Raw genomic sequence first — 22,183 nt, 5'->3', positions numbered from 1 at the left:
CCCGTGCCAACTCAGTCGCCGCGCCGCATGAAGCGCGCGACGAGCTCCCCGATGAGCACGGCGGTCGCGGCCGGTCCGCGCGACGGGGCATCCCGCAGCATCGACGTGTCGGCGACGCGGAGCCCCGACACTCCGCGCACGCGCCCGAGGGGGTCGACGACGGCGCCCGGGTCGGAGGCCGGTCCCATGGGCGTGCTGCCGCACAGGTGGATCGCGGTGCCGAGATGCGCGAGCATCCACGCATCGAGCGCGGCATCGTCGTCGAGGGTCGGGTCGTCGAGTTCGGTGAGCCGCTCGAACAGGTCGGCGAAGGCGCGCGTGCGCAGCAGCGCCACGGCCGTGCGGATGCCGAGCCGCATCCGCTCCCGGTCGTGCGCGGTCGACAGGTACCGGTAGTCGATGCGCGGATGCACCGCGGGGTCGGCCGACTCGAGCGTGATCGAGCCGCGCGCCTCCTCGCCCTGCAGCCCCACGAGCAGCACGAGGTCGCGTCCGTGCGCCGCCTGCTCCCGCAGTCGCGAGAGCGACGCGCCGCGCACGGCCCGCACGGTGGCGATCGGATGCCGCAGCGCCGCCCGGGCACCGCCGGCCACCACGCCGCGCGAGCCCATGAGCAGGTGGTTCATCGTCTTGACCGCGACCATGATCTCGAGGTCGCCCGCCGGGTCCCCGCCGGGCGATGCGAAGTTCAGCGCGGTCGTGAACGTCTCGGGCGTGCGCGGGTCCATGACCTCGCGCCGGGCGCGCCAGCCGACCGACAGGTCGGGGTGATCGCTGAACGCGTGGCCGACACCGGGCGCATCGCGAACGACGGGCACGCCGTGCGCGTGCAGCTGCTCGGCCGGTCCGACGCCCGAGACGAGCAGCAGGTGCGGCGTGCCGATGCCGCCCGCGCACAGCACGACCTCGTCGGCCTCGATCACCCGACCGGATGCGCCGGATGCATCGGCACGACCGGATGCCCCGGGGCCGCCGCCCCCAGCCACCTCGACCCCGACCGCCCGCGTGCCGTCGAACACGACACGCCGCACGCGGCATCCGCCGATCACATCGAGGTTGGGACGGTCGCGCACGGGATCGAGGTAGGCGAGGCCCGTGTTGATGCGCACACCGTCGACGACGTTCTGCGGCACGGGGCCGACGCCGGCCGGTCCGGGCGCATTCTTGTCGGGCTCGGCCCGGAAGCCGAGCTCGAGCGCCGCGGCCGTGAAGGCGCGGGCGGCGGGGTTCGACTGCGCCGCGCGGCGCACGGGCATCGGCCCGGTGTCGCCGTGGAACTCGCCCGCCCCGAAGTCGAGGTCGCGCTCGAGGTCGCGCAGCACGGGAAGCACACGCTCGAAGCTCCAGTCGGGGCCCGCGGCATCCGCCCACCTGGCGAAATCCTCGGGGCGGGCGCGCACGAAGTAGCCGCCGTTGATGGTCGACGAGCCGCCGATGGTGCGGCCGCGGGCGATCGTGTACGGCAGGTCGGGGGTGAGGTGGCCGAGGTACGACCAGTTCGCCGGATGCCCCGGCATCGCGCCCTGCACCGTCGACGCGTCGAGCAGCTCGGGCGGGAACTGCCCCCGCGAGCGGGGTACCGGCCCTGCCTCGAGCACGATCACCCGGTGATCGGGGTCTTCGCTCAGCCGGGCCGCGAGCGCCGCGCCGGCGGCGCCGGCGCCGACCACGACGGTCGTGCGGGCGGCCCCGGCACCGGTCACCGGGTCATCCCCGTGCGCCCCGGTGCGCCTGCACCACCTTGGTGTCGATGCGCTCGTCGATGAGCCGGAACGCCTCGTCGAGGAGGTCGAGCAGCGGCGCCGCGCCGTCATCGAGCCATTTCTCGTACGCCGCGAGGCAGACGCCGAGGCAGGTCCACGCCATCGTCTGCGGAATGAGGTCCTGCTCCGGCAGCTCGAGCCGGCGGGCGACATGCTCGGCCACGACCCGCCGCCACGAGGCGTAGCGCAGCGTCGAGTGGGCGAGGAGCGTGGGCACGTGCAGCAGCAGCTCCATGCGGCGGCGATGGTAGGGCCACTCCTCCTCGGGCACCCGGTTGAACTCGACGACCGCGATGCGCAGCTGCTCCATCATCGGGATGTCGTCGGGCATCCCCGACAGTTGTTCGCGCATGCGGTCGAGGAGAGGGCCGAAGTCGCCCCACGGCAGGTCGTTCTTCGAGGGGAAGTAGCGGAACAGCGTGCGTCGGCCGATGCCGGCCTCGCGGGCGATGTCGTCGATCGTGGTCTGGTCGAATCCTCGCTCCATGAACAGCGTGAGGGCCACGTGGCTGATCTCGGCGTGGGTCGTCGACGGCGCGCGTCCGAGCCTCGGCCGGGCCACTGCGTCCTCGCTGCCGAGCGTCATGGGCGCAACCCCCTTCCCAACGGCACTGAGTGTCATTAGTGTCGTACTCATCACCGAGATCGCCAAGGGTGGCGATCGCACATGAGGAGCATCCCATGACTCGTACCGACCAGCTCGTCGAACCGCAGAGTGAGATCGAGGACGTGATCGAGACGGATTCACTCGTCGAGGAGGTCTCGATCGACGGCATGTGCGGCGTGTACTGACGCATGGCCGTGCACGGGGTAGATCCCGAATCCGCTTGGCAGCTCCATCCGCAGGTCTCGGTGCGGCCAGAGCCCTTCGGCGCACTGCTCTACCACTTCGGCACCCGCAAGCTGTCGTTCCTGAAGGATCGCACGCTGCTCACGGTGGTCGAGGGGTTGTCGGATGCCGCGACCGCACGTGCCGCCTGCGAAGCCGCCGGTGTCGCCGACGAGCACCTGCCCACCTACCTCCGGGCGCTGGGCACGCTCGCCGATTCGAAGATGCTCGTGGAGCGTGCGGCATGACCCTCGTACAGGAATCCGCCCTTCGACAGGCTCGGGGCACCACGGTGACCGCGCCGCCGCCGGCCTCGATGCGCTTGGTCGACCACTTCGAGCGCGGCCTCGATGCTCCGATCTGCCTCACCTGGGAGCTCACGTACGCGTGCAACCTGTCGTGCGTGCACTGCCTGTCGAGTTCGGGTCGACGTGATCCCCGTGAGCTCTCGACCGAGGAGTGCAAGACCGTCATCGACGAGCTCGAGCGCATGCAGGTGTTCTACGTGAACATCGGCGGCGGCGAGCCCACGGTGCGCAGCGATTTCTGGGAGCTCGTCGACTACGCCACCGCGCACCACGTGGGTGTGAAGTTCTCGACGAACGGTGTGAAGATCACGCCCGAGGTCGCAGCGAAGCTCGCGGCGAACGACTACGTCGACGTGCAGATCTCGCTCGACGGCGCCACCGCCGAGGTCAACGACGTCGTCCGCGGGCCGCGTTCGTACGAGACCGCGCTGCGTGCGCTGCAGAACCTGTCGGACGCCGGCATGAAGAACTTCAAGATCTCGGTCGTCTGCACCCGGCAGAACATCCCGCAGCTCGACGAGTTCAAGGCGATCGCCGACCGGTACCGTGCTCAGCTGCGGCTCACCCGCCTGCGCCCGTCGGGTCGCGGGGCGGATGTCTGGGACGAGCTGCACCCCACCCAGGCGCAGCAGCGCGAGCTGTACGACTGGCTCGTCGCGCACGGCGACAACGTGCTCACCGGGGACTCGTTCTTCCACCTCTCCGCCTACGGGCAGGCGCTGCCCGGTCTGAACCTGTGCGGCGCCGGCCGGGTGGTCTGCCTCATCGACCCGATCGGCGACGTGTATGCGTGCCCGTTCGCGATCCACGACGAGTTCCTCGCGGGGAACGTGCGCGGCGAGGGCGGCTTCCAGTCGGTCTGGCGCGAGTCGGAGCTGTTCGCCCGGCTGCGCGAACCGCAGTCGGGCGGCGCGTGCACGTCGTGCCAGTTCTTCGACACCTGCAAGGGCGGGTGCATGGCCGCGAAGTTCTTCACCGGCCTGCCGCTCGACGGGCCCGACCCCGAGTGCGTGCAGGGCTACGGCGAGCAGCTGCTCAAGGACCGCGCCGACAAGCTGAGCCTGCCCGTGCACTCGAGTGACCATTCGCACCGCACGTCGCCGCCGCGTCCGCCCACCGGCATGGGGCCGGTGCGGCTCACGCTCGCGCGCCGCGAGGACCTCCAGGCGGCGCCCGTGAGCGCGTGCGCGGAGGATCCGCTCGCCGGCTTCACGGCGCGCCCCGCCGACGACTTCGTACGGAACGACGACTTCGCAACGAAGGAACCCGGCGCCGACCGGCGCCACCAGGGAGACATCCGCACCGGACTCGCGTAGGACCGACTCGCCTCGACGACCGCGATGGCGCGGTCGCGGTCGGTGGTGTCGCTTGCACGAGGAGGGTCGGCGTTCCCGGCGACAGGAGGAACGAGTCATGGGAATGCTCGACGGAAAGGTCGTCCTCATCGACACGCTCACGCAGCTACGCGCACTACTGCTCCTCGAAGTTCGGCGTCGTCGGGCTCATGAAGACGCTCGCGCTCGAGTACGCGCAGTACGGCATCCGCGTGAACTCGATCCATCCCGGGGCCATCCTGACGCGGGCGTCTCCATCCCCGTCGACGCCGGTCACCTGCTGATGCCCGGCTACAACGCCGACCCGGTGAAGTAGCCGAGCCCACTCCATACCAACCCCGACCGCCATCAGGAACACGAGAACGAAGGAGTCATCCATGACTGGTCAGCTCGAAGGCAAGGTCGCCTTCATCACCGGAGCCGCACGCGGACAGGGCCGGTCGCACGCGATCAGGCTCGCCCAGGAGGGCGCCGACATCATCGCGATCGACATCTGCGCACAGATCGACACCGTCCCCTATCCGATGGCAACGCCCGACGACCTGCAGGAGACGGTGCGGCAGGTAGAGGCGCTGGACCGTCGCATCCACGCCGTCGAGGCCGACGTGCGCGACCGGTCGGCGCTGCAGGCAGCGCTCGACGCGGGCGTGGCCGAGCTCGGCCCGGTCGACATCGTGCTCGCCAACGCCGGGATCTTCCCCCTGAGCATGAATCCCGATCCGCGAGAGTGGCAGGATGTGCTGGATGTCAACCTCACGGGCGTCTACCACACCGTCGAGGTGGCGATCCCGTCGATGATCGAACGCGGCCAGGGCGGCGCGATCGTGCTCACCAGCTCGACCGCGGGCCTCGCCGGAATCGGCGGCGACAACCCGGGCGGGCGCGGCTACACGGCGGCCAAGCACGGCGTCGTGGGGCTCATGCGCTCGTACGCCAACTCGCTGGCCAAGCACAGCATCCGTGTCAACACGGTGCACCCCACCGGTGTCAACACGCCGATGGTCGTCAACGATGCCATACAGGAGCTCATGCAGGCCGATCCGGCGATGAGCAACGCCATGGCCAATGCCCTGCCGGTGCCGATGATCGAACCGGTCGACATCTCGAACGCGATCCTCTGGCTGGTCTCGGATGCCGCTCGCTACGTCACCGGCGTCACCCTGCCCGTGGACGCGGGCTTCCTGGTCAACAAGTGACGTCGCGCTCCGCGTCGTCCGGAAGGGAAAGATCATGACGGGAAGAGTCGAAGGCAAGGTCGCCTTCATCACGGGCGCGGCGCGCGGTCAGGGCCGCTCGCACGCGATCCGCCTCGCGCAGGAGGGCGCCGACATCATCGCGATCGACATCTGCGAGGCGCTGCCCGAGAACCCGTATCCGCCGGCCACCGAGGAGGACCTGGCCGAGACCGTGCGCCAGGTCGAAGCCCTCGACCGGCGCATCGTCGCGAGGAAGGCCGATGTGCGGGACTTCGACGCGCTCAAGGCCGCGGTCGACGAGGGCGTCGCAGAGCTGGGCAGATTGGACATCGTCGCCGCGAACGCGGGTATCGCCGGGACGTACAACACGGGCGAGAACATCCCCGAGTACGACTGGTCGAACATGATCGACATCAATCTCAGCGGCGTCTGGCGCACCTGCAAGGTCGCCATCCCGCACCTGAAGACGTCCGGCGGCGGGTCGATCATCATCACGAGCTCCGACGCCGGTCTCTTCGCGTTCCCGAACCTCGCGCACTACGTCTCGGCCAAGCACGGCCTCGTGGGCCTCATGCGCACCCTCGCGCTCGAGCTCGCGGCGGACTTCATCCGGGTCAACAGCGTGCACCCGACGGTGGTGAACACCCCGATGGTCAACAACGACGCGACCTTCCGGCTGTTCCGCCCCGACCTGGAGAACCCGACGGTCGAGGACTTCAAGGCGGCGGCGGTCTCGATCAACGCCCTGCCGATCGCGTGGGTCGAGCCGGTCGACATCTCGAATGCCGTGCTGTTCCTCGCCTCCGACGAGGCGCGCTATGTCACGGGGATCACCCTGCCGGTCGACGCCGGCGCGATTGCGAAATAGACGCGATAGCAACAAGGAAAGGTCGAAGATCATGGGAAGACTGGACGGAAAGGTCGCGTTCATCACGGGCGCGGCGCGCGGTCAGGGACGCTCGCACGCGATCCGCATGGCGAAGGAAGGCGCCGACATCATCGCGATCGACATCGCACGCAAGCTACCCACGGTGCCCTACAAGGGAGCGACGAGCGAAGACCTCGCCGAGACGGTCCGCCAGGTCGAGGCGCTCGACCGGCGCATCGTCGCGAGCGAGGCCGACGTCCGCGACTACGGTGCGCTCAAGGGCGCGCTCGATGAGGGGGTCGCCCAGCTCGGCCGGCTCGACATCGTCAGTGCGAACGCCGGCATCTTCTCCAGCGCGGCCGCCGAGGAGATGACGGAGGAGGCCTGGGACGAGATGATCGACGTCAATCTGAAAGGCGTGTGGCTGACGACGAAGGCCGCCATCCCTCACCTCCGGGCCGCGGGTGGCGGGTCGATCATCATCACGAGCTCGACGGCCGGGATCAAGGCGTTCCCGAACTTCATCCACTACGTGGCGGCCAAGCACGGCGTCATCGGGATCATGCGGACACTCGCACTCGAGCTGGCGCCGGACATGATCCGCGTCAACACCGTGCACCCGACCAGCGTCGACACCGACATGGTCCAGAACGAGGCGATGTACGCGCTGTTCGCGCCGGACCTGGAGGCGGCGGCGCGGACGAGGGAGGTCATGGGCGAGCGGTTCGGCGCCATGAACGCGCTCCCGATCCCGTGGGTCGAGCCGGTCGACATCTCGAACGCCGTACTGTGGCTCGCCTCGGACGAGGCCCGCTACGTCACCGGGATCATGCTGCCCGTCGATGCCGGGAGTACCGCCAAGTAGGAGGAGACGTACGTGACCGATCTCGCACGAGCCGACACCGGGGCGAGCCGCCTCGCCGCCAACCGCGAGCGCATCGCGTCCCGCATCGTCGGCCGAGAGCGTGAGCTCGAGCTCACGCTCGCGGCCGTGGCGGCCGGGCGCGACATCCTGCTCGAGGGGCCGCCCGGCACGAGCAAGACGACGATGCTCACGGCGATCACGGAGGAGTGGGGCATCCCGCTGCTCTTCGTCGAGGGCAATGCCGATCTCACGCCCGCGAAGCTCGTCGGCCACCACAATCCGGCCCGGGTGCTGCAGGAGGACTACAGCGCCGAGAACTTCGTCGCCGGGCCGCTCGTCGAGGCGATGAAGGAGGGCGGGTTCCTCTACATCGAGGAGTTCAACCGCGCGCCCGAGGACACGCTCAACACGCTGCTCACCGCGATGGCGGACCGGTCGATCGCGGTGCCACGCGTCGGTCGCATCCATGCGAAACCGACGTTCCGCGTGATCGCGTCGATGAACCCGTACGACAACGTCGGCACGACGCGGTTGTCGACCAGCGTGCACGACCGGCTGAACCGACTCTCCGTCGACTACCAGGACACCCCGAGCGAGCAGCGCATCGTCGCCCTGCGCACTGCGGCGCAGGGAGAGCTCGGCGAGCGGCTCATCGCTGACGCCGTCGCCGTGACGCGGGCGACCCGCCGGCATCCCGACCTGAAGCAGGGCTCGAGCGTGCGCGGCGCGATCGACTGCGTGCTCGTGGCCACGAAACTCGCGGAGCTTCGCGACCTCCGCTCACCCGACGACGAGCGGTACCCCGAGCTCGTGTTCGACGCGATGATCGTGTCGCTCTCGGGGCGGATCCACCTCGACGAGGCGATCGAGACGACGCCGGAGCGGGTGCTGCGCGAGATCTGGGAGGACCGGTTCATCCTGGAGCCGCACGCAGCGGCGCCCGGATGAAGAGCCGTGCCGGCGGATTCCCCGCTCCAGCGCGAGCGGCCCGACCGGCGCGGTGCGAGCGGGAAGCCGCTGCGGCGCACCCCGAAGCGTCTCGAGGAGGAACCGACGGTGTTCGATGCCACGGCCGGTGCCGGCGGCGGCATGCTGCTGCGCCGGAGCGGTGAGGGCGGGCGCGCGGCGGCGAAGCCGATGCCCGGCAGTGCCGCGCCCGGGTTCACCGACGAGGAGGCGTCCGTCGTCGTGCCCGAGACGGATGCCGCGGTCGACCCGGCGGTCCGCGCCCGCGCCCGCCAGATCGCGGCCCGCCTCGCGGTGCCTCGGCCGCGTCGCGACGCGACGAGCCGGCGCGGACTCGGCGACCTCGGCAGCATGCCGTACCGCGGCGGCTCCGACGAGATCGACCTCGATCGCACGATCGAGGTGCTCGCCGAGCGGCCGTTGCCCGAGGACGAGGACATCGTGGTGCGCGACCGCATCCGAACGAAGCGCTCGGTGGTGCTCGCGGTCGACGTGTCGGGCTCGATGAAGGGCGAGCGGGTGGCGACGGCCGCGGCGACCGTCGGAGCGCTCGCGGGCGAGCTCCAGCACGACGACCTCGCGGTGATCGCGTTCTGGTCGGATGCCGCGATCCTGCTGAACCTCGGCGAGCCCGTGAAACCCATGGACCTGCTCGACACCATCATGCGGATCCCGGCGCGAGGGCTCACGAACATGGCGTTCCCGCTCGAGCTCGCGGCCAAGCAGCTCGCCCGTGCCCCGGTGCGGGATGCGCGCGTGATCCTCCTGTCGGACTGCGTGCACAACGCCGGGCCGGATCCTCGGCCGTTCGCCGGGCGGCTCCCGCGCCTCGACGTCCTGCTCGATGCGAGCGGGGAGCGCGACGTCGAGCTCGGCCGCGACCTCGCCCGCATCGGACGCGGTACCCTGCACGTGGTGCACGACTACCGCGGGGTGGCGCCCGCCGTGAGTCAGATCTTCGGCGGATGAGACGAGGACTTGAAGAAGGAGAGAGACGATGAGCAACGACTGGTTCGAGACCGTGGCGGTGGCACAGCGCCGCGCCAAGCGGCGCCTGCCGAAGTCGGTGTACGGCGCGCTGATCGCGGGGTCGGAGCGCGGCCTGACGTATCAGGACAACATGAAGGCGTACGGCGAGCTGCAGTGGGCGCCGCACGTCGCGGGGCACGCGGCTGAGCGCCGTCTCGACACGACGGTGATGGGCATCCCGATCTCGCTGCCCGTGCTCATCTCGCCGACCGGCGTGCAGGCGGTGCATCCCGAGGGCGAGGTGGCCGTGTCCCGGGCGGCAGCCAACCGGGGCACGATCATCGGCCTCTCGTCGTACGCGTCGAAGCCCGTCGAGGAGGTCGTGCAGGCCAACCCGAACACGCTCTTCCAGCTGTATTGGAGCGGCACGCGCGACACGATGCTCCACCGGCTGGAACGGGCGCGCGCCGCGGGCGTCAAGGGCGTCATCCTGACCCTCGACTGGTCGTTCTCCAACGGCCGCGACTGGGGGAGCCCGTGGATCCCCGAGAAGCTCACCCTGCAGGCGGCGATGCGGTTCGCCCCGCAGGCGGTGACGCGGCCGGCGTGGCTGCTCGAGTTCCTGAAGACCGGACATGTGCCCGATCTCTCCACGCCGAACCTCGCGCCCGCCGACGGCGGCCCGCCTCCGACCTTCTTCGGCGCGTACGGCGAGTGGATGTCGACGCCGCCCGCGACCTGGGACGACGTCGCGTGGCTGCGCGAGGAGTGGGGCGGCCCGTTCATGCTCAAGGGCATCAGCCGCCTCGACGACGCCAAGCGCGCCGTCGATTCGGGGGTCACCGCGATCTCCGTATCGAACCACGGCGGCAACAACCTTGACACGACGCCTGCGCCGATTCGCATGCTTCCGGGCATCGCGGAGGCGGTCGGCGACCAGGTCGAGGTGCTCCTCGACGGGGGCATCCGTCGTGGCGGGGATGTCGCGAAGGCGCTCGCACTCGGTGCGCGTGCGGTGATGATCGGTCGAGCATACCTGTGGGGGCTGGCGGCGAACGGACAGGCGGGGGTCGAGAACGTCTTCGACGTGCTGCGCGGTGGGCTGGACTCGGCCGTGCTCGGCCTGGGGCACTCCTCGATCGACGAGCTCAGCCCGGCCGACTTCTACATGCCGCCATCGTTCCGGCGCGAGCTCGGCACCGGGGCCGCGGCCGAGAAGCCCGCGGCGAAGCCCGAACCGCGCAAGGCGAAGCCGGCGACGACGCGCACCAAGCCCGAACCGGCCGAACCCCGGCCCGACGACGCGGTGGCCCTCGGCAACGTCTGAGACGGCCGCATGACCGAGCGTGACGCGCGTCACCTCGCGGATCGACCCTGGCCCGAGGTCGGTCGGCCCGTGCTGCTGGTGCCGCTCGGGTCGACCGAGCAGCACGGGCCGCACCTGCCGCTCGACACCGACACGGCCGTGGCATCCGTCGTCTGCGATGCGCTCGCCGAACGCCTCGCCGCCGACGGCGTCGACGCCGCCGTGGCGCCCGCGATCCCCTACGGCGCGAGCGGCGAGCACCAGGACTTCCCAGGAACCGTCTCGATCGGCACCGAGGCGCTCACGCTGCTCCTCGTCGAGTACGGACGCTCGGCGTGCGAATGGGCCGCGCGCCTCGTGTTCGTGAACGGGCACGGCGGCAATGTCGAGGCGTTCGCCGCGGCGGTGCCGAAGCTCATCGCCGAGGGCCGCGCGGTGTCGTGGCTGCCCTGCGCGGCGGATGCCCCTGGCGATCCGCACGCGGGTCGCACCGAGACCTCGCTCATGCTGGCGACGGACCCGGCTCGGGTGCTGGCCGAGCGTGTCGAGCCGGGGAATGACGCGCCCCTCGCCGAGCTCATGGCGGAACTGCGCGCTGGTGGCGTGCGCCGCGTCTCGCCGAACGGCGTGCTCGGTGATCCGCGGGGCGCGACCGCCGAGGAGGGCGAGCGGCTGCTCGACGCGATCGTGGCGCATGCGTGGTCGCGGTTCTCTGGAGGGGTCGTCGACGATCGCGGATGCCTCGTTTCCGCGCCGTCGGGGGCGGCGTCGTGACGGCGCGGTTGCCCGACGGCTTCGTGGTGCGCCTGAACCGGCACACCCGCGTCATCGACGACGGCGCCGTGCTGGTCGGCGGCTCGCCGACCCGCATCTCGCGCCTGAAGCCGCTCGCACGCCGCGCCATCCGGGGCCGCACGATGACGGTGACGGATGCCTCGAGCCGCGCGCTCGCCGACCACCTCCTCGCGACGGGCATGGCCGACCCCGTGGTCGACGCGCTGCCTGCCGCCGACCTCGCGCTCGCCACCGTCGTGATCCCCGTGCGCGACCGGCCGCGCCAGCTCGACCGCCTCCTCGACGGGCTCGGCGGGGCGCTGCACGTGATCGTCGTCGACGACGACTCGGTCGACCGGGCCGCCGTCGCCGCCGTCGCCGCGCGGCACGGCGCCGAACTCCTGCCCCTCGCCGAGAACGTCGGGCCGGCGGGCGCGCGCAACGCCGGGCTCGCACGCGTCACGACGCCGTTCGTCGTGTTCATCGACTCCGACGTGGTCGTCGAACCCGCGGCGATCGAGACGATGCTGCGGCACTTCGCCGACCCCGGGCTCGTGACGGTGGCGCCCCGCGTGCTCGGCCTCGAGAGGGGCCGGCCGAACTGGATCACCCGATACGAGGACGCCCGCTCGTCGCTCGACCTCGGCGAGGACTCGTCGAGCGTGCGACCGCGGTCACCCGTCACGTGGGTGTCGAGCACGTGCCTCGTCGCACGTGTCGACGCGCTCGGCCGCGGGTTCGACGAGTCGATGCGCGTTGGAGAGGACGTCGACCTCGTGTGGCGGCTGGTCGACGAGGGTCGGCGGGTGCGGTTCGAGCCCGCGGCATCCGTGCGCCATGAGCACCGGTCGACGCTCCTGGCGTGGATGGGGCGCAAGGCGTTCTACGGCACGGGCGCGCACCCGCTCGCCGTGCGGCATCCCGACGACATCGCGCCCGTCGTGCTCGCGCCGTGGGGCGCCGGGTTCCTCGTGGCGCTGATGGCGCAGCGGCGCTGGTCGCTGCCCGTCGCGGCCGCCATCGCGGGCGTGACGATCGTGCGCATCGGGCGCCGCGCGGTGGGCGTGCGGCATCCGTACCGCCTCGCCGGTCGGCTCACCGGCTACGGCGCGATCGCCGCGCTGACGCAGGGGTTCGCGCTGCTGCTGCGGCACTGGTGGCCGCTCGCGGCGATCGGATGCCTCGTGTCGCGCCGCGTTCGCCGAGCGGTGCTCGTGGCGACCCTCGCCGACACCGTGATCGAGTATGCGCGCACGAAGCCGAGGCTCGATCCGGTGCGGTTCGCCGTCGCACGTCGCCTCGACGACGCCGCGTACGGAGCGGGGGTCTGGTGGAGCGCGATCCGAGCGCGCTCGCCGAAGGCGCTGCTCCCCGACCTGCGCCGGCGGCACTGACGCGGCGTGCCTACCGGGCGGGTTCCCAGCCGATCGAAGGCGCCACGTGCTCGGCGATCGCGGCGAGCAGCCGCGTGTTGTACTCGACGCCGAGCTGGTTCGGCACGGTGAGCAGCACCGTGTCCGCCGCGGCCACGGCGGCGTCCTGCGCGAGGTCGGCCGCGATCGCGTCGGGCTCGCCGATGTAGCTCCTGCCGAACCGGGCGAGGCCGCCGTCGAGGAAGCCCACCTGGTCCTGCGTGTCCTGGCCGAGGCGGCCGCCGAAGTACCGGCGGTCCTCGTCGGTGATGAGCGGGATGACGCTGCGCGAGACCGACACCCGGGGCGTGCGCTCCCATCCGGCCGCGGCCCACGCGTCGCGGTACAGCTCGATCTGCTCGGCCTGCAGCTCGTCGAACGGCACGCCCGTGTCCTCGGTGAGCAGCGTCGAGCTCATGAGGTTCATGCCCTGTTCGGCGGTCCAGGTGGCGGTGGCCCGCGTGCCGCTGCCCCACCAGATGCGGTCGGCGAGGCCCGGAGACTGCGGCTGGATGGGCAGAAGGCCGGTGGTGCCGGTCATCTTGGGGTTCGCGGGTGCGACGCCGGCGCCGGCGATGGCCCGGCGGAAGGTCTCGGTCTTGGCGCGCGCGAGCGCGGCATCGTCTTCGCCTTCGGGTGGCACGAAACCGAAGCTGTGCGCGCCGTTCAGCGCGGGCTCGGGTGACCCGCGGCTCACGCCGAGCTGCAGGCGGCCCTCGCCGCCGGCGTGCGCGCTGATGAGGTCGGCGGCGGCGGCCTCCTCGGCCGTGTACAGGGGATTCTCGTAGCGCATGTCGATGACGCCCGTGCCGATCTCGATGCGGCTCGTGCGCGCCGCGATGGCGGCCAGCAGGGGGAACGGGCTCGCGAGCTGACGCGCGAAGTGATGCACGCGGAAGAACGCGCCGTCGATGCCGAGTTCCTCGGCGGCCACGGAAAGCTCGATCGACTGCACGAGTGCCTCGCCGCCCGAGCGGGTCGCCGACTGCGGCGAGGGATGCCAATGGCCGAAGGACAGGAACCCGATGCGCTTCTTCACACGCGGTACAGCAGCCTCAGGCATCCACCCATTCCCCTCGCGCAGGGCAACAACGGAAAATAGGTGATTCTCCGGATGCCGCGCGGCCACCTCAGGGAGGAGCTTAGGGGAAGATCCACGAAGAACCGGAGTACAGCATGTTCATCTCGGAAGTGACCTTCCCGCACCTGCAGGCGGAGCGCGAGGCGCGCCTGACGCGCGAACTCGAGCGGCGCCGTGTGGTCGACGAGCGTCGCGCCGAGGAGGTGGATGCCCGCGCAGCGACCACCGGGGCGAGGTCGGCCGCCGCGACGGGGTGGGCGCTCCTGCGCCGGAATCGCCGCCCCGCCCCCCGAGCGCGTTGCGCGACCTGTTGACGAACAGAAAGTGAGCGACCGACATTCTGGCGTGACCGGTTCGGCGCGCTGTGCGCATTCGCATGGCGGGGGCTGCAGCTCGACCGCTGAGGCGCGTTCGCGGGGGCGGCGCTGGCGCGCCTCCTCAACCCGGACTCAGCCCAGCAGTTCCTCGACGCGGTTCGAGGTGGGCATGCGCAGGCCATCGAGGGCCACCGCGATGACGTCGTCGGCGAGGCGGTCGGCGTCCTCCCGGCCGCCGGTGCGATACCACTCGACGATCGAGTTGATCATGCCGAAGACGAGGCGCGACACGACGCTCGCGTCGATGTCGCTGCGCAGCGACCCCTCGGCCTGCGCCTCCTCGACGAGCGCGGTCACCGCCCGGTCGAAGGCACGTCGGCGCGCCAGCGCCCGGCGTTCGACCTCGGTGTTGCCGCGCACGCGCAGCAGCAGCGTCACATACGGGAGCCTCGCGATGAGCACGTGCACGCCGCCGCGGAGCACGTACTCGAGGCGGTCGGCGGCCCGGCCGTGGGTGGACTCGGGCCCCTGGAGCACGCCCTCGAGCGCGCTCAGGGCGTTGTCGAGCGCGCGCTCGAGGATCTCGTCCTTCGAGGCGAAGTGGTGGTAGATCGCCGACTTCGACAAGCCCAGCCGGTCGGCGAGCACGCCCATGGAGGTCGCGTCGTAGCCGTACTGGTTGAAGGCGGCGACGGCGACCTCGAGGATCCCCTGCTGGTCGTAGCCGGGGCGGCCTCGCCGGAGGGTTCCGTTCTCAGGCATCGTTCTCAGTCTCGCACGCTCCCTGCGCGTGGCCCAGCCGCGCCAGGCGACCGCGTCGTCGGCCCGGCCGCACCGTGGTGCGTTGCGTGCGCGATGTGCCGGCGCGGCCAGATCCAGCTTGGCCAGCGCGGCGGCGTGTTCGGCAGCGGCCCGACCTTCGGCGGTCTCGGCGGCGCCATGGCCGAGTTCCTCCGGGTGCCGCACGCCGACACGGTGCTCTCGAAGATCCCCGACGGGGTCATCGCGGTGGACCGGGTGCCCGGCCGGCTGCGCGTCGCCGAGCAACTCGGCGCGACGCGCACGATCGTCGCCTGCCGTGGCATCCGCCGGTCTGGCGGCCTCAACAACGGCCTCGAGAGAATTCGCAGCAGTGCGCGCTTCGGCGCCCGAAACCCTGCACGACTGCGACCTCGTTCGGGGGGCGGCGTTCGAGACGGGCGCTGCGCCCCTGCGCCCCAGCGGCCCCGAAAGCAGCGTCCGCCTCGGCCCGCGATCGTCTCGCGGGCGCAGTCGGCACCCTCGGTGGAGGAGTTGAGACCGCCCGACGGCTACTGGTTGCGCAGGTCGTAGACGCGCTGGTACTTGCCTTCGCTGCGCGGCAGCGTGCCGGGCTCCTCGAGACGCACCGCGACCGACGAGCCGACGAACTCCTTGATGCGCTCGGCGAGCACGACCGTGGCGCCCTGGCTGTCCTCGACCGACAGGTCGGGGTGGCGCTCGATGCGCACCGTCAGGTCGTCCATGGTGCCCGTGCGGCTGAGCTCCAGGATGAAGTGCGGGGTGAGCTCCTCGAGGCCGAGCACGATCTCCTCGATCTGGGTCGGGAAGAGGTTCACGCCGCGGAGGATGATCATGTCGTCGTTGCGGCCCGTGATCTTCTCGATGCGGCGCATCGCCGGGCGCGCTGTGCCGGGGAGCAGGCGCGTGAGGTCGCGCGTGCGGTACCGGATGACGGGCAACGCCTCCTTGGTGAGCGTCGTGAGCACGAGTTCGCCCATCGTGCCGTCGGGCACCCGCTGCAGCGAGTCGTCGATGACCTCGGGGAGGAAGTGGTCCTCCCAGATGTGGGGGCCGTCCTTCGTCTCGATGCACTCGTTGCCGACGCCCGGCCCCATGACCTCGCTGAGGCCGTAGATGTCGACCGCGTCGAGGCCGAGTCGCTGCTGCAGCTCACGGCGAAGTTCGTTGGTCCACGGCTCAGCGCCGAGGATCGCGGTCTTGAGGCTCGTCGAGTGCGGGTCGATGCCGGCGTCGACCATCGCGTCCGCGATCGTGAGCAGGTAGCTGGGAGTGCACATGATGGCGTCGGGCTCGAAGTCGCGGATGAGCTGCACCTGGCGCGCGGTCTGCCCGCCGGACATGGGGATGACGGTGGCGCCGAGCTTCTCGACGCCCGCGTGCGCGCCGAGTCCGCCCGTGAACAGGCCGTAGCCGTAGGCGTTGTGCACCTTCATGCCGGGGCGCACGCCGGAGGCGCGCAGCGAGCGCGCGACGAGCGTGGCCCAGCGCTCGAGGTCTTCCTTGGTGTACCCGACGACGGTCGGCCGCCCGGTCGTGCCAGAGGAGGCGTGGATGCGGGCGACCCGGTCCATCGGCACGGCGAACATGCCGAACGGGTAGGTCTGGCGCAGGTCCTCCTTGGTCGTGAACGGCAGCTTCACGACGTCGTCGAGCGAGCGGATGTCGTCGGGGTGCACGCCCGCATCGTCGAACTTCTTCGTGTACAGCGGCACGTGCTCGTAGGCGTGGCGCACGGTCCACTGGAGGCGCTCCAGCTGCAGGGCCTCGAGTTCGGAGCGAGTCATACGCTCCTCGGGGTCGAGCTCGTCGAGGGTTGGCGGGCGAAGGCCCGAGACGGTGCTGGTGGTGGTCGTCGTCGTCGACACGGTGTGCTCCGGAGGTGAGAAGAGGCTCGGGATGCGGCGCGCTACGCGCCCCGCTGCTCGGCCTGCAGTGAACGGTTGGTTGTGATCGAGCGGCCGCGGAACTCGGCGACGGCGTCGCCGTGTTCGTCGACGACCGACACGTCATAGAGGCCCGTGCGCCCGCTGCGGGTGCGGCGCACCGCGGTCGCGGTGAGCGTCTGCCCGGCGACGGTGGACTTCAGGAAGGTGATGTCGGCGCCTGCCGCGACGGTGATGTTGTCGTCCTCGTTGCATGCGATCGCGAACGCCGTGTCCGCCAGCGTGAACACGAGGCCGCCGTGGGTGATGCGGAATCCGTTGGTCATGTCGTCGCGCACGCGCATGGAGACCACGGCGTGACCGGGATCGTCGCGTTCCACGACCATGCCGAGGGCCGACGACGCGAGGTCGCGGTCCATCATCGCGCGGTTGGGGACCGGCGGGGCCGGCTGGGCAGCAGCGACATCTGTGGTGGTCGCCGAGGTTTCGGCATCCGTCATCTTGAAGCTCCTCATCGAGTTCGCACGCCGTTGCAGTGGCGCTGCAATCGACTATATACTAACTGAACGATCGGTTAGTAATGCCGGAGCCACGGGTGCCCCGGATGCCGCGTACACTACAGGAGTCGACGATGACCTCTCCCGCAGACCTCAGCCTGGTCGGGCGTGAGTTCTCCCCTGAGGAGGCGCAGTTCAACGACCTCATCGCCGAGGACTCGCGCATCGAGCCCCGCGACTGGATGCCCGACGCCTACCGCAAGACGCTGATCCGTCAGATCTCGCAGCACGCGCACTCCGAGATCATCGGCATGCAGCCCGAGTCGAACTGGATCTCGCGTGCGCCGAGCCTCAAGCGCAAGGCGATCCTCATCGCCAAGGTGCAGGACGAGGCCGGCCACGGGCTGTACCTCTACTCGGCCGCCCAGACGCTCGGCATCTCCCGCGAGGAGATGACGGACCAGCTGCTGGAGGGCAAGGCCAAGTACTCCTCGATCTTCAACTACACGACCCCGACCTGGGCCGACATGGGCTCCATCGGCTGGCTGGTCGACGGCGCGGCCATCGCCAACCAGGTGCCGCTGTGCCGTGCCTCGTACGGCCCCTACGGCCGGGCGATGGTGCGCATCTGCAAGGAGGAGTCGTTCCACCAGCGCCAGGGCTTCGAGATCCTCCTCGAGCTCATGCAGGGCACCGAGGAGCAGCGCCGGATGGCGCAGGAGTCCGTGAACCGCTGGTACTGGCCCGCGCTCATGATGTTCGGCCCGCCCGACGACGAATCTCCGAACTCGACGCAGTCGATGGCCTGGAAGATCAAGCGCTTCTCGAACGACGAGCTGCGCCAGCGGTTCGTCGGCATGCTCGTGCCGCAGGCCGAGGTGCTCGGCGTGACGCTTCCCGACCCCAACCTCAAGTGGAACGAGGAGAAGCAGGCCTACGACATGAGCGAGATCGACTGGGACGAGTTCCACGAGGTGATCGCCGGCCGCGGCCCCGCCAACGCCGAGCGCATGCGTCGCCGTCGCGAGGCCCACGAGAACGGCGCCTGGGTGCGGGAGGCCGCCGCGGCCTACGCCCGCAAGCAGGCCGCGTAGCAGAAGGTGGTGGCATGATGTCGACTCCCGGCGAGACGGGCACCGAGGCCTGGCCCCTCTGGGAGGTCTTCGTGCGGGCCAATCGCGGCCTCAGCCACGTGCACGTCGGATCGCTGCACGCGCCCGACGCCGACATGGCCGTGCGCAACGCGCGCGACCTGTACACGCGTCGCAACGAGGGCGTGTCGATCTGGGTGGTCCCCGCCGACGCGATCACCACGAGCGACCCCGACGCGAAGGGCGCGTTCTTCGAGAGCCCGGCCGGCAAGAACTACCGGCACGCCGTGTACTACACGAAGTCCGAAGGGGTGAAGCACCTGTGAGCGACGAGCACGACATCGACCCGCACGGCGAGGTGTCGGTCGATCGCATTCGCCTCGCCGACGAGTACGCGGGCGAGAGCGCGCGGCACGGTGCGGTCGCGTCGACGGATGTCGCGGAGTACGCCATGCGGCTCGGCGACGACGCGCTCGTGCTCGCCCAGCACCTCGGCGACTGGATCTCCCGCGCACCCGAGCTCGAGGAGGACGTCGCGCTCGGCAACATCGCGCTCGACCTGATCGGCCACGCCCGCTCCCTCCTGCACTACGCGGGCACCGACACGGGACGCAGCGAAGACGACCTCGCGTACTTCCGCGACGAGCCCGACTTCCGCAACGCGTGGCTCTTCGAGCAGCCGAACGGCGACTTCGCGCACACGATCGCACGTGGGCTCGTGGCATCCGTCTACCTCGTCGAGCTCTACGCCGCGCTGACGGAGTCGACCGACCTGACGCTCGCCGCCATCGCCGCGAAGTCGGCGAAGGAGGTCGACTACCACCGCGATCACGCGATCCAGTGGACGGTGCGGCTCGCCGGCGGCACCGAAGAGTCGCGTCGCCGCATGATCGTGGGCATCGGCGATACGTGGCCGTACGTCGAGGAGCTGTTCCGCGACGACGAGCTCGTCGAGCGGCTCGCCGCACAGGGCGTCGCGGTGCTGCCGTCGTCGCTTCGCGCGGGCTTCGACGCCATGATCGCCGACGTCTTCGCCGAGGCGAAGCTCGAGCTGCCCACCGGGCGGCACGCCTACATCGCGGCCGGCGGCGGCCGTCAGGGCAAGCACACCGAGCACCTCGGGCCGCTCCTGGCCGAGATGCAGGTGCTGGCCCGTGCACACCCGGGGGCGTCGTGGTGACCGCGCGCCCTTCGACCAGCTCAGCGACCCAGGCACGTCCGCTGCCCATCGACCCGGCCGCCCGCCGGGCGTGGGACATCGCCGCGACCGTGACCGACCCCGAGATCCCCGTGCTCACGATCGAGGATCTCGGCGTGCTGCGTTCGGTCGAGGTCGAGGACGGCGGCGCCGTGCACGTGGAGCTGACGCCGACGTACAGCGGATGCCCCGCCATGGACGCCATGCGCGACGACGTGGTGCTCGCCCTCACGCACGCCGGCTACGCCGACGTCGACGTGAAGCTGGTGCTCGCCCCGGCGTGGACCACCGACTGGATGAGCGAGGACGGCAAGCAGAAGCTCCGCGAGTACGGCATCCAGGCGCCGACCGGCCACGCGGCCGTGCGCGGCGGACCCGTGCGCGTGCGGATGGCGGTCAAGTGCCCCCGCTGCAACTCGCTCAACACGAGAGAGATCGCCCGCTTCGGCTCGACCTCGTGCAAGGCGCTCTACGAGTGCCTCGACTGCCTCGAGCCCTTCGACTACTTCAAGGTGCTCTGATGGCTGCACGCAACCTCGGGTCGATCACGGCACGTCCCCCGGCGAGCGCCAGCGGCGCCGCCGCGGATGCCGCGGTGGCATCCGCCTTCCTGCAGAGCGCGGTGGGCGGCGAGCACGTGCCGAAGCGCCGCCGCGCCCGGTTCCACGAGCTCACGGTCGCGGAGGTGCGCTCGCTCACCGACGATGCCGTCGAGGTCACGTTCGACGTGCCCGACGAGCTCGCCGCCGACTACGCGTACCTGCCTGGCCAGTACGTCGCGATCCGGGCGACGATCGAGGGCAGGGAGCTGCGCCGCAGCTACTCGCTCTGTCGTCCGCCGTCGCGGGGGAGCATCTCGGTCGCCATCAAGCGCGACCTCGGCGGTCACTTCTCGACGTGGGCGAACTCCGAGTTGAAGGCGGGCGACGCGCTCGACGTGATGAGTCCCGAGGGCACGTTCACGTCGGGGCTCGAGGCCCTCGACGGCAAGCACATCGTCGGCATCGCCGCCGGTTCGGGCATCACGCCGCTCATGGCGCTCGCCCACACGGTGCTCGCACGGTCGGACACGGCCCGCTTCTCGCTCGTCTACACCAACCGCTCGACGCGCGATGTGATGTTCCTCGAGGAGCTCGCCGAGCTCAAGGACCGCTACCCGGCACGGCTCGCGCTGCATCACGTGCTCTCCCGCGAGCAGCGCACGGCGCCGCTCCTGTCCGGGCGTATCGACGCCGAGAAGCTGCAGCGCATGCTCGAGATGCTCATCCATCCCGAGACGGTGGACGAGTGGTTCCTGTGCGGCCCGTTCGAGCTCGTGCAGCTGGCCCGTGACACGCTCGCGGCGGCATCCGTGCCCGCCAAGCACGTGCGCTACGAGCTGTTCACGACCGACACCGGCGACCGCGTCGAGGGCGAGCACGGACGACCGGTGGTCGTGCAGCGCGGTGAGCCGACCGTCGCGATCGAGTTCAACCTCGACGGCGTGACCTCGAGCGTCGAGAGCCCGGTCTCTGCGAACGAGTCGATCCTCAACGCCGCGCTGCGCGTGCGGTCGGATGTCCCGTTCGCATGCGCCGGCGGCGTCTGCGGCACGTGCCGGGCCCGCCTTGTCGAGGGCAGCGTGAACATGACCGAGAACTACGCGCTGGAGCCCGAGGAGCTCGAGCGCGGGTACGTGCTCACGTGCCAGTCGCACCCGAAGTCCGACCGCGTCGTCGTCGACTACGATGTCTGACCCCAGTCTCGACCCTCGACCCTCGACCCTCGACGTTCTTACCCCGAGTGTTAACGGCAGCCGTCGAGTGATGTCGTTCTGTTGGAGCCCGCCTGACCGTACGTTAACACTCGGGGAAGATGGAGGATTCGGATGATCCAGCTGGAGATCCGCGACGGCGTCGCCGAAGTGGTGTTGAACGCGCCCGACAAGCTCAACGCGCTCGACGGGGCGGCGCTGGCCGAACTCGACGGGGTGTACGAGGAGGCCGAGGCCGCGGCATCCGAGGGGCGCGTCCGTGCGATGGTGCTGCGCGGCGAGGGGCGCGCCTTCTGCGCCGGCCGCGACATCTCGGGCGTCGACCCTCGTGACGACGACGTGCTGCGCTACCTCGGGGGCAAGGTCGAGCCGCTGCTCAAGCGGATGTCGCGCATCCCCGTGCCGACTTTCGCGGTCGCGCATGGCGCGTGCCTCGGCGTCGGCCTCGGGCTCCTCATCGCGAGCGACATCGTGTACGTCGCCGACTCCGCGAAGATCGGCTCGCCGTTCAAGAACCTCGGCGCGACCCTCGACTCGGGCGGCCACGCGTTCTTCGTCGAACGGCTCGGCGCGCACCGCACCATGGACCTCATCGTGACCGGCCGGCTCATGTCGGGATCCGAGGCCGTGGCCGCGGGCCTGTTCTCGCGGGTCTTCCCGGCCGATGAGGTGACGGATGCCACCCGCGCGGCGGCCCGTGCCGCGGCGTCCGGCCCCACTCTCGCGTTCGCGGCGTCGAAGCAGCTCGTCGCGGAGCTGCGCGACGAGCGCCTCGGCCTCTGGGGATCGATGGCGCACGAGAACCACGCCCAGGCGGCGCTCTGCGACACCGACGACTATCGCGAGGGCTTCGCCGCGTTCCAGGAGAAGCGCGCGCCGACGTTCACCGGCCGCAACTGACCCGGGGCGCGTGCCGCGCACGCCGCGTCACCCCTGAATGCGAGTGCCTCCGACGAGGCAGCGCGGGCGGCATCCGCACCCTCGTCGCCG

Annotated in this window: 26 protein-coding genes; 20 read left to right on the top strand and 6 right to left on the bottom strand. The window is 70.8% G+C overall.

Annotated features, from left to right (window positions below; all coding sequences use genetic code 11):
• Positions 1-11: 11 nt before the first annotated feature.
• Together IEX31_RS04300 and mftR are read right to left on the bottom strand one after the other, a co-directional pair.
• Positions 12-1,703, bottom strand: coding sequence for a GMC family oxidoreductase N-terminal domain-containing protein (locus tag IEX31_RS04300; RefSeq protein ID WP_229662102.1), 1,692 nt, complete (start codon positions 1,701-1,703; stop codon positions 12-14).
• 4 nt (positions 1,704-1,707) lie between these two features.
• A complete protein-coding gene (gene mftR, locus IEX31_RS04295) occupies positions 1,708-2,349 on the bottom strand; it encodes a mycofactocin system transcriptional regulator MftR (protein WP_188742208.1) in 642 nt (213 codons plus the stop codon).
• Between the two features lie 95 nt (positions 2,350-2,444).
• Here mftR and mftA point away from each other — a divergent pair, with 95 nt between their 5' ends.
• The 12 genes from mftA (at position 2,445) to mftF (ending at position 12,572) form a co-directional block, all read left to right on the top strand.
• Positions 2,445-2,555, top strand: a complete 111-nt coding sequence (gene mftA / locus IEX31_RS04290) for a mycofactocin precursor MftA (protein WP_188742207.1) — start codon at positions 2,445-2,447, stop codon at positions 2,553-2,555.
• Between the two features lie 3 nt (positions 2,556-2,558).
• A complete protein-coding gene (gene mftB / locus IEX31_RS04285; protein WP_188742206.1) occupies positions 2,559-2,840 on the top strand; it encodes a mycofactocin biosynthesis chaperone MftB in 282 nt (93 codons plus the stop codon).
• Entirely contained in the window at positions 2,837-4,216 is a 1,380-nt protein-coding gene (gene mftC / locus IEX31_RS04280) for a mycofactocin radical SAM maturase (RefSeq protein ID WP_188742205.1), read from the top strand. Before mftB ends, mftC begins: the two co-directional genes overlap by 4 nt.
• Positions 4,217-4,404: 188 nt before the next feature.
• Positions 4,405-4,518, top strand: a complete 114-nt coding sequence (locus IEX31_RS19395; RefSeq protein WP_308423469.1) for an SDR family oxidoreductase — start codon at positions 4,405-4,407, stop codon at positions 4,516-4,518.
• A gap of 93 nt (positions 4,519-4,611) precedes the next feature.
• Positions 4,612-5,430 (top strand): mycofactocin-coupled SDR family oxidoreductase, encoded by an 819-nt coding sequence (locus tag IEX31_RS04270; RefSeq protein WP_188742204.1) that lies wholly within the window; start codon positions 4,612-4,614, stop codon positions 5,428-5,430.
• 34 nt (positions 5,431-5,464) lie between these two features.
• Positions 5,465-6,298 (top strand): mycofactocin-coupled SDR family oxidoreductase, encoded by an 834-nt coding sequence (locus tag IEX31_RS04265; RefSeq protein WP_188742203.1) that lies wholly within the window; start codon positions 5,465-5,467, stop codon positions 6,296-6,298.
• A gap of 31 nt (positions 6,299-6,329) precedes the next feature.
• Positions 6,330-7,163 (top strand): mycofactocin-coupled SDR family oxidoreductase, encoded by an 834-nt coding sequence (locus tag IEX31_RS04260; RefSeq protein ID WP_188742202.1) that lies wholly within the window; start codon positions 6,330-6,332, stop codon positions 7,161-7,163.
• A gap of 12 nt (positions 7,164-7,175) precedes the next feature.
• Positions 7,176-8,111 (top strand): AAA family ATPase, encoded by a 936-nt coding sequence (locus IEX31_RS04255; protein ID WP_188742201.1) that lies wholly within the window; start codon positions 7,176-7,178, stop codon positions 8,109-8,111.
• Positions 8,112-8,117: 6 nt separating this feature from the next.
• On the top strand, positions 8,118-9,098 hold the full coding sequence (locus tag IEX31_RS04250) for a vWA domain-containing protein (RefSeq protein ID WP_229662101.1): 981 nt from the start codon (positions 8,118-8,120) through the stop codon (positions 9,096-9,098).
• 28 nt (positions 9,099-9,126) lie between these two features.
• Positions 9,127-10,425: a pre-mycofactocin synthase MftD gene (gene mftD / locus IEX31_RS04245; RefSeq protein ID WP_188742200.1), complete on the top strand. Its 1,299-nt coding sequence runs from the start codon at positions 9,127-9,129 to the stop codon at positions 10,423-10,425.
• Between the two features lie 9 nt (positions 10,426-10,434).
• On the top strand, positions 10,435-11,178 hold the full coding sequence (mftE, locus tag IEX31_RS04240; RefSeq protein WP_188742199.1) for a mycofactocin biosynthesis peptidyl-dipeptidase MftE: 744 nt from the start codon (positions 10,435-10,437) through the stop codon (positions 11,176-11,178).
• Positions 11,142-12,572, top strand: a complete 1,431-nt coding sequence (mftF, locus tag IEX31_RS04235; protein ID WP_188742198.1) for a mycofactocin biosynthesis glycosyltransferase MftF — start codon at positions 11,142-11,144, stop codon at positions 12,570-12,572. The genes mftE and mftF overlap by 37 nt, the downstream gene beginning before the upstream one ends.
• A gap of 10 nt (positions 12,573-12,582) precedes the next feature.
• On the opposite strand, the gene IEX31_RS04230 is transcribed toward mftF, so the two are convergent.
• Entirely contained in the window at positions 12,583-13,653 is a 1,071-nt protein-coding gene (locus IEX31_RS04230; RefSeq protein WP_188742197.1) for an LLM class flavin-dependent oxidoreductase, read from the bottom strand.
• Between the two features lie 113 nt (positions 13,654-13,766).
• Here IEX31_RS04230 and IEX31_RS04225 point away from each other — a divergent pair, with 113 nt between their 5' ends.
• Positions 13,767-13,985, top strand: a complete 219-nt coding sequence (locus IEX31_RS04225) for a hypothetical protein (RefSeq protein ID WP_188742196.1) — start codon at positions 13,767-13,769, stop codon at positions 13,983-13,985.
• Between the two features lie 135 nt (positions 13,986-14,120).
• On the opposite strand, the gene IEX31_RS04220 is transcribed toward IEX31_RS04225, so the two are convergent.
• A complete protein-coding gene (locus IEX31_RS04220; RefSeq protein WP_188742195.1) occupies positions 14,121-14,750 on the bottom strand; it encodes a TetR/AcrR family transcriptional regulator in 630 nt (209 codons plus the stop codon).
• Between IEX31_RS04220 and IEX31_RS04215 the strand changes: the two genes are divergently transcribed.
• The gene (locus IEX31_RS04215) at positions 14,664-15,320 is read left to right on the top strand and encodes an alcohol dehydrogenase catalytic domain-containing protein (protein ID WP_268236948.1); all 657 of its coding nucleotides are present in this window, start codon (positions 14,664-14,666) and stop codon (positions 15,318-15,320) included. The two genes, IEX31_RS04220 and IEX31_RS04215, sit on opposite strands and share 87 nt — an antisense overlap.
• On the opposite strand, the gene paaK is transcribed toward IEX31_RS04215, so the two are convergent.
• On the bottom strand, positions 15,299-16,636 hold the full coding sequence (gene paaK / locus IEX31_RS04210; protein ID WP_373285497.1) for a phenylacetate--CoA ligase PaaK: 1,338 nt from the start codon (positions 16,634-16,636) through the stop codon (positions 15,299-15,301). The genes IEX31_RS04215 and paaK overlap by 22 nt on opposite strands.
• Positions 16,637-16,677: 41 nt before the next feature.
• Positions 16,678-17,154, bottom strand: coding sequence for a hydroxyphenylacetyl-CoA thioesterase PaaI (gene paaI / locus IEX31_RS04205; protein WP_188742194.1), 477 nt, complete (start codon positions 17,152-17,154; stop codon positions 16,678-16,680).
• Positions 17,155-17,285: 131 nt separating this feature from the next.
• On the opposite strand from paaI, the gene paaA reads away from it, so the two are divergent.
• The 6 genes from paaA (at position 17,286) to IEX31_RS04180 (ending at position 22,093) form a co-directional block, all read left to right on the top strand.
• Positions 17,286-18,245: a 1,2-phenylacetyl-CoA epoxidase subunit PaaA gene (gene paaA / locus IEX31_RS04200; protein WP_188742193.1), complete on the top strand. Its 960-nt coding sequence runs from the start codon at positions 17,286-17,288 to the stop codon at positions 18,243-18,245.
• Positions 18,246-18,262: 17 nt separating this feature from the next.
• On the top strand, positions 18,263-18,568 hold the full coding sequence (gene paaB, locus IEX31_RS04195; RefSeq protein ID WP_136707718.1) for a 1,2-phenylacetyl-CoA epoxidase subunit PaaB: 306 nt from the start codon (positions 18,263-18,265) through the stop codon (positions 18,566-18,568).
• A gap of 47 nt (positions 18,569-18,615) precedes the next feature.
• Positions 18,616-19,422 (top strand): 1,2-phenylacetyl-CoA epoxidase subunit PaaC, encoded by an 807-nt coding sequence (paaC, locus tag IEX31_RS18715; protein WP_229662117.1) that lies wholly within the window; start codon positions 18,616-18,618, stop codon positions 19,420-19,422.
• A gap of 41 nt (positions 19,423-19,463) precedes the next feature.
• The gene (gene paaD / locus IEX31_RS18710; protein WP_229662116.1) at positions 19,464-19,961 is read left to right on the top strand and encodes a 1,2-phenylacetyl-CoA epoxidase subunit PaaD; all 498 of its coding nucleotides are present in this window, start codon (positions 19,464-19,466) and stop codon (positions 19,959-19,961) included.
• Positions 19,961-21,175, top strand: a complete 1,215-nt coding sequence (gene paaE, locus IEX31_RS04185; protein WP_188742192.1) for a 1,2-phenylacetyl-CoA epoxidase subunit PaaE — start codon at positions 19,961-19,963, stop codon at positions 21,173-21,175. The genes paaD and paaE overlap by 1 nt, the downstream gene beginning before the upstream one ends.
• Before the next feature lie 132 nt (positions 21,176-21,307).
• The gene (locus IEX31_RS04180; protein WP_188742191.1) at positions 21,308-22,093 is read left to right on the top strand and encodes an enoyl-CoA hydratase/isomerase family protein; all 786 of its coding nucleotides are present in this window, start codon (positions 21,308-21,310) and stop codon (positions 22,091-22,093) included.
• Positions 22,094-22,183 lie beyond the last annotated feature (90 nt).

Source organism: Agromyces bauzanensis, from assembly GCF_014645655.1.
Lineage (GTDB): Bacteria > Actinomycetota > Actinomycetes > Actinomycetales > Microbacteriaceae > Agromyces > Agromyces bauzanensis.
The sequence above is the reverse complement of the archived record's forward strand: the minus strand, read 5'-3'. Positions and strand labels throughout refer to the sequence as shown.

Coding starts and splice junctions, on each gene's coding strand:
- paaI (WP_188742194.1), bottom strand. CDS start 17,154: ATGACGGATGCCGAAACCTCGGCGACCACCACAGATGTCGCTGCTGCC.
- mftR (WP_188742208.1), bottom strand. CDS start 2,349: ATGACGCTCGGCAGCGAGGACGCAGTGGCCCGGCCGAGGCTCGGACGC.
- paaA (WP_188742193.1), top strand. CDS start 17,286: ATGACCTCTCCCGCAGACCTCAGCCTGGTCGGGCGTGAGTTCTCCCCT.
- mftA (WP_188742207.1), top strand. CDS start 2,445: ATGACTCGTACCGACCAGCTCGTCGAACCGCAGAGTGAGATCGAGGAC.
- mftB (WP_188742206.1), top strand. CDS start 2,559: ATGGCCGTGCACGGGGTAGATCCCGAATCCGCTTGGCAGCTCCATCCG.
- paaE (WP_188742192.1), top strand. CDS start 19,961: ATGGCTGCACGCAACCTCGGGTCGATCACGGCACGTCCCCCGGCGAGC.
- IEX31_RS04265 (WP_188742203.1), top strand. CDS start 5,465: ATGACGGGAAGAGTCGAAGGCAAGGTCGCCTTCATCACGGGCGCGGCG.
- IEX31_RS04220 (WP_188742195.1), bottom strand. CDS start 14,750: ATGCCTGAGAACGGAACCCTCCGGCGAGGCCGCCCCGGCTACGACCAG.
- IEX31_RS04180 (WP_188742191.1), top strand. CDS start 21,308: ATGATCCAGCTGGAGATCCGCGACGGCGTCGCCGAAGTGGTGTTGAAC.
- IEX31_RS04225 (WP_188742196.1), top strand. CDS start 13,767: ATGTTCATCTCGGAAGTGACCTTCCCGCACCTGCAGGCGGAGCGCGAG.
- IEX31_RS19395 (WP_308423469.1), top strand. CDS start 4,405: ATGAAGACGCTCGCGCTCGAGTACGCGCAGTACGGCATCCGCGTGAAC.
- IEX31_RS04230 (WP_188742197.1), bottom strand. CDS start 13,653: ATGCCTGAGGCTGCTGTACCGCGTGTGAAGAAGCGCATCGGGTTCCTG.
- mftD (WP_188742200.1), top strand. CDS start 9,127: ATGAGCAACGACTGGTTCGAGACCGTGGCGGTGGCACAGCGCCGCGCC.
- IEX31_RS04270 (WP_188742204.1), top strand. CDS start 4,612: ATGACTGGTCAGCTCGAAGGCAAGGTCGCCTTCATCACCGGAGCCGCA.
- paaB (WP_136707718.1), top strand. CDS start 18,263: ATGTCGACTCCCGGCGAGACGGGCACCGAGGCCTGGCCCCTCTGGGAG.
- mftC (WP_188742205.1), top strand. CDS start 2,837: ATGACCCTCGTACAGGAATCCGCCCTTCGACAGGCTCGGGGCACCACG.
- mftF (WP_188742198.1), top strand. CDS start 11,142: ATGCCTCGTTTCCGCGCCGTCGGGGGCGGCGTCGTGACGGCGCGGTTG.
- IEX31_RS04260 (WP_188742202.1), top strand. CDS start 6,330: ATGGGAAGACTGGACGGAAAGGTCGCGTTCATCACGGGCGCGGCGCGC.
- mftE (WP_188742199.1), top strand. CDS start 10,435: ATGACCGAGCGTGACGCGCGTCACCTCGCGGATCGACCCTGGCCCGAG.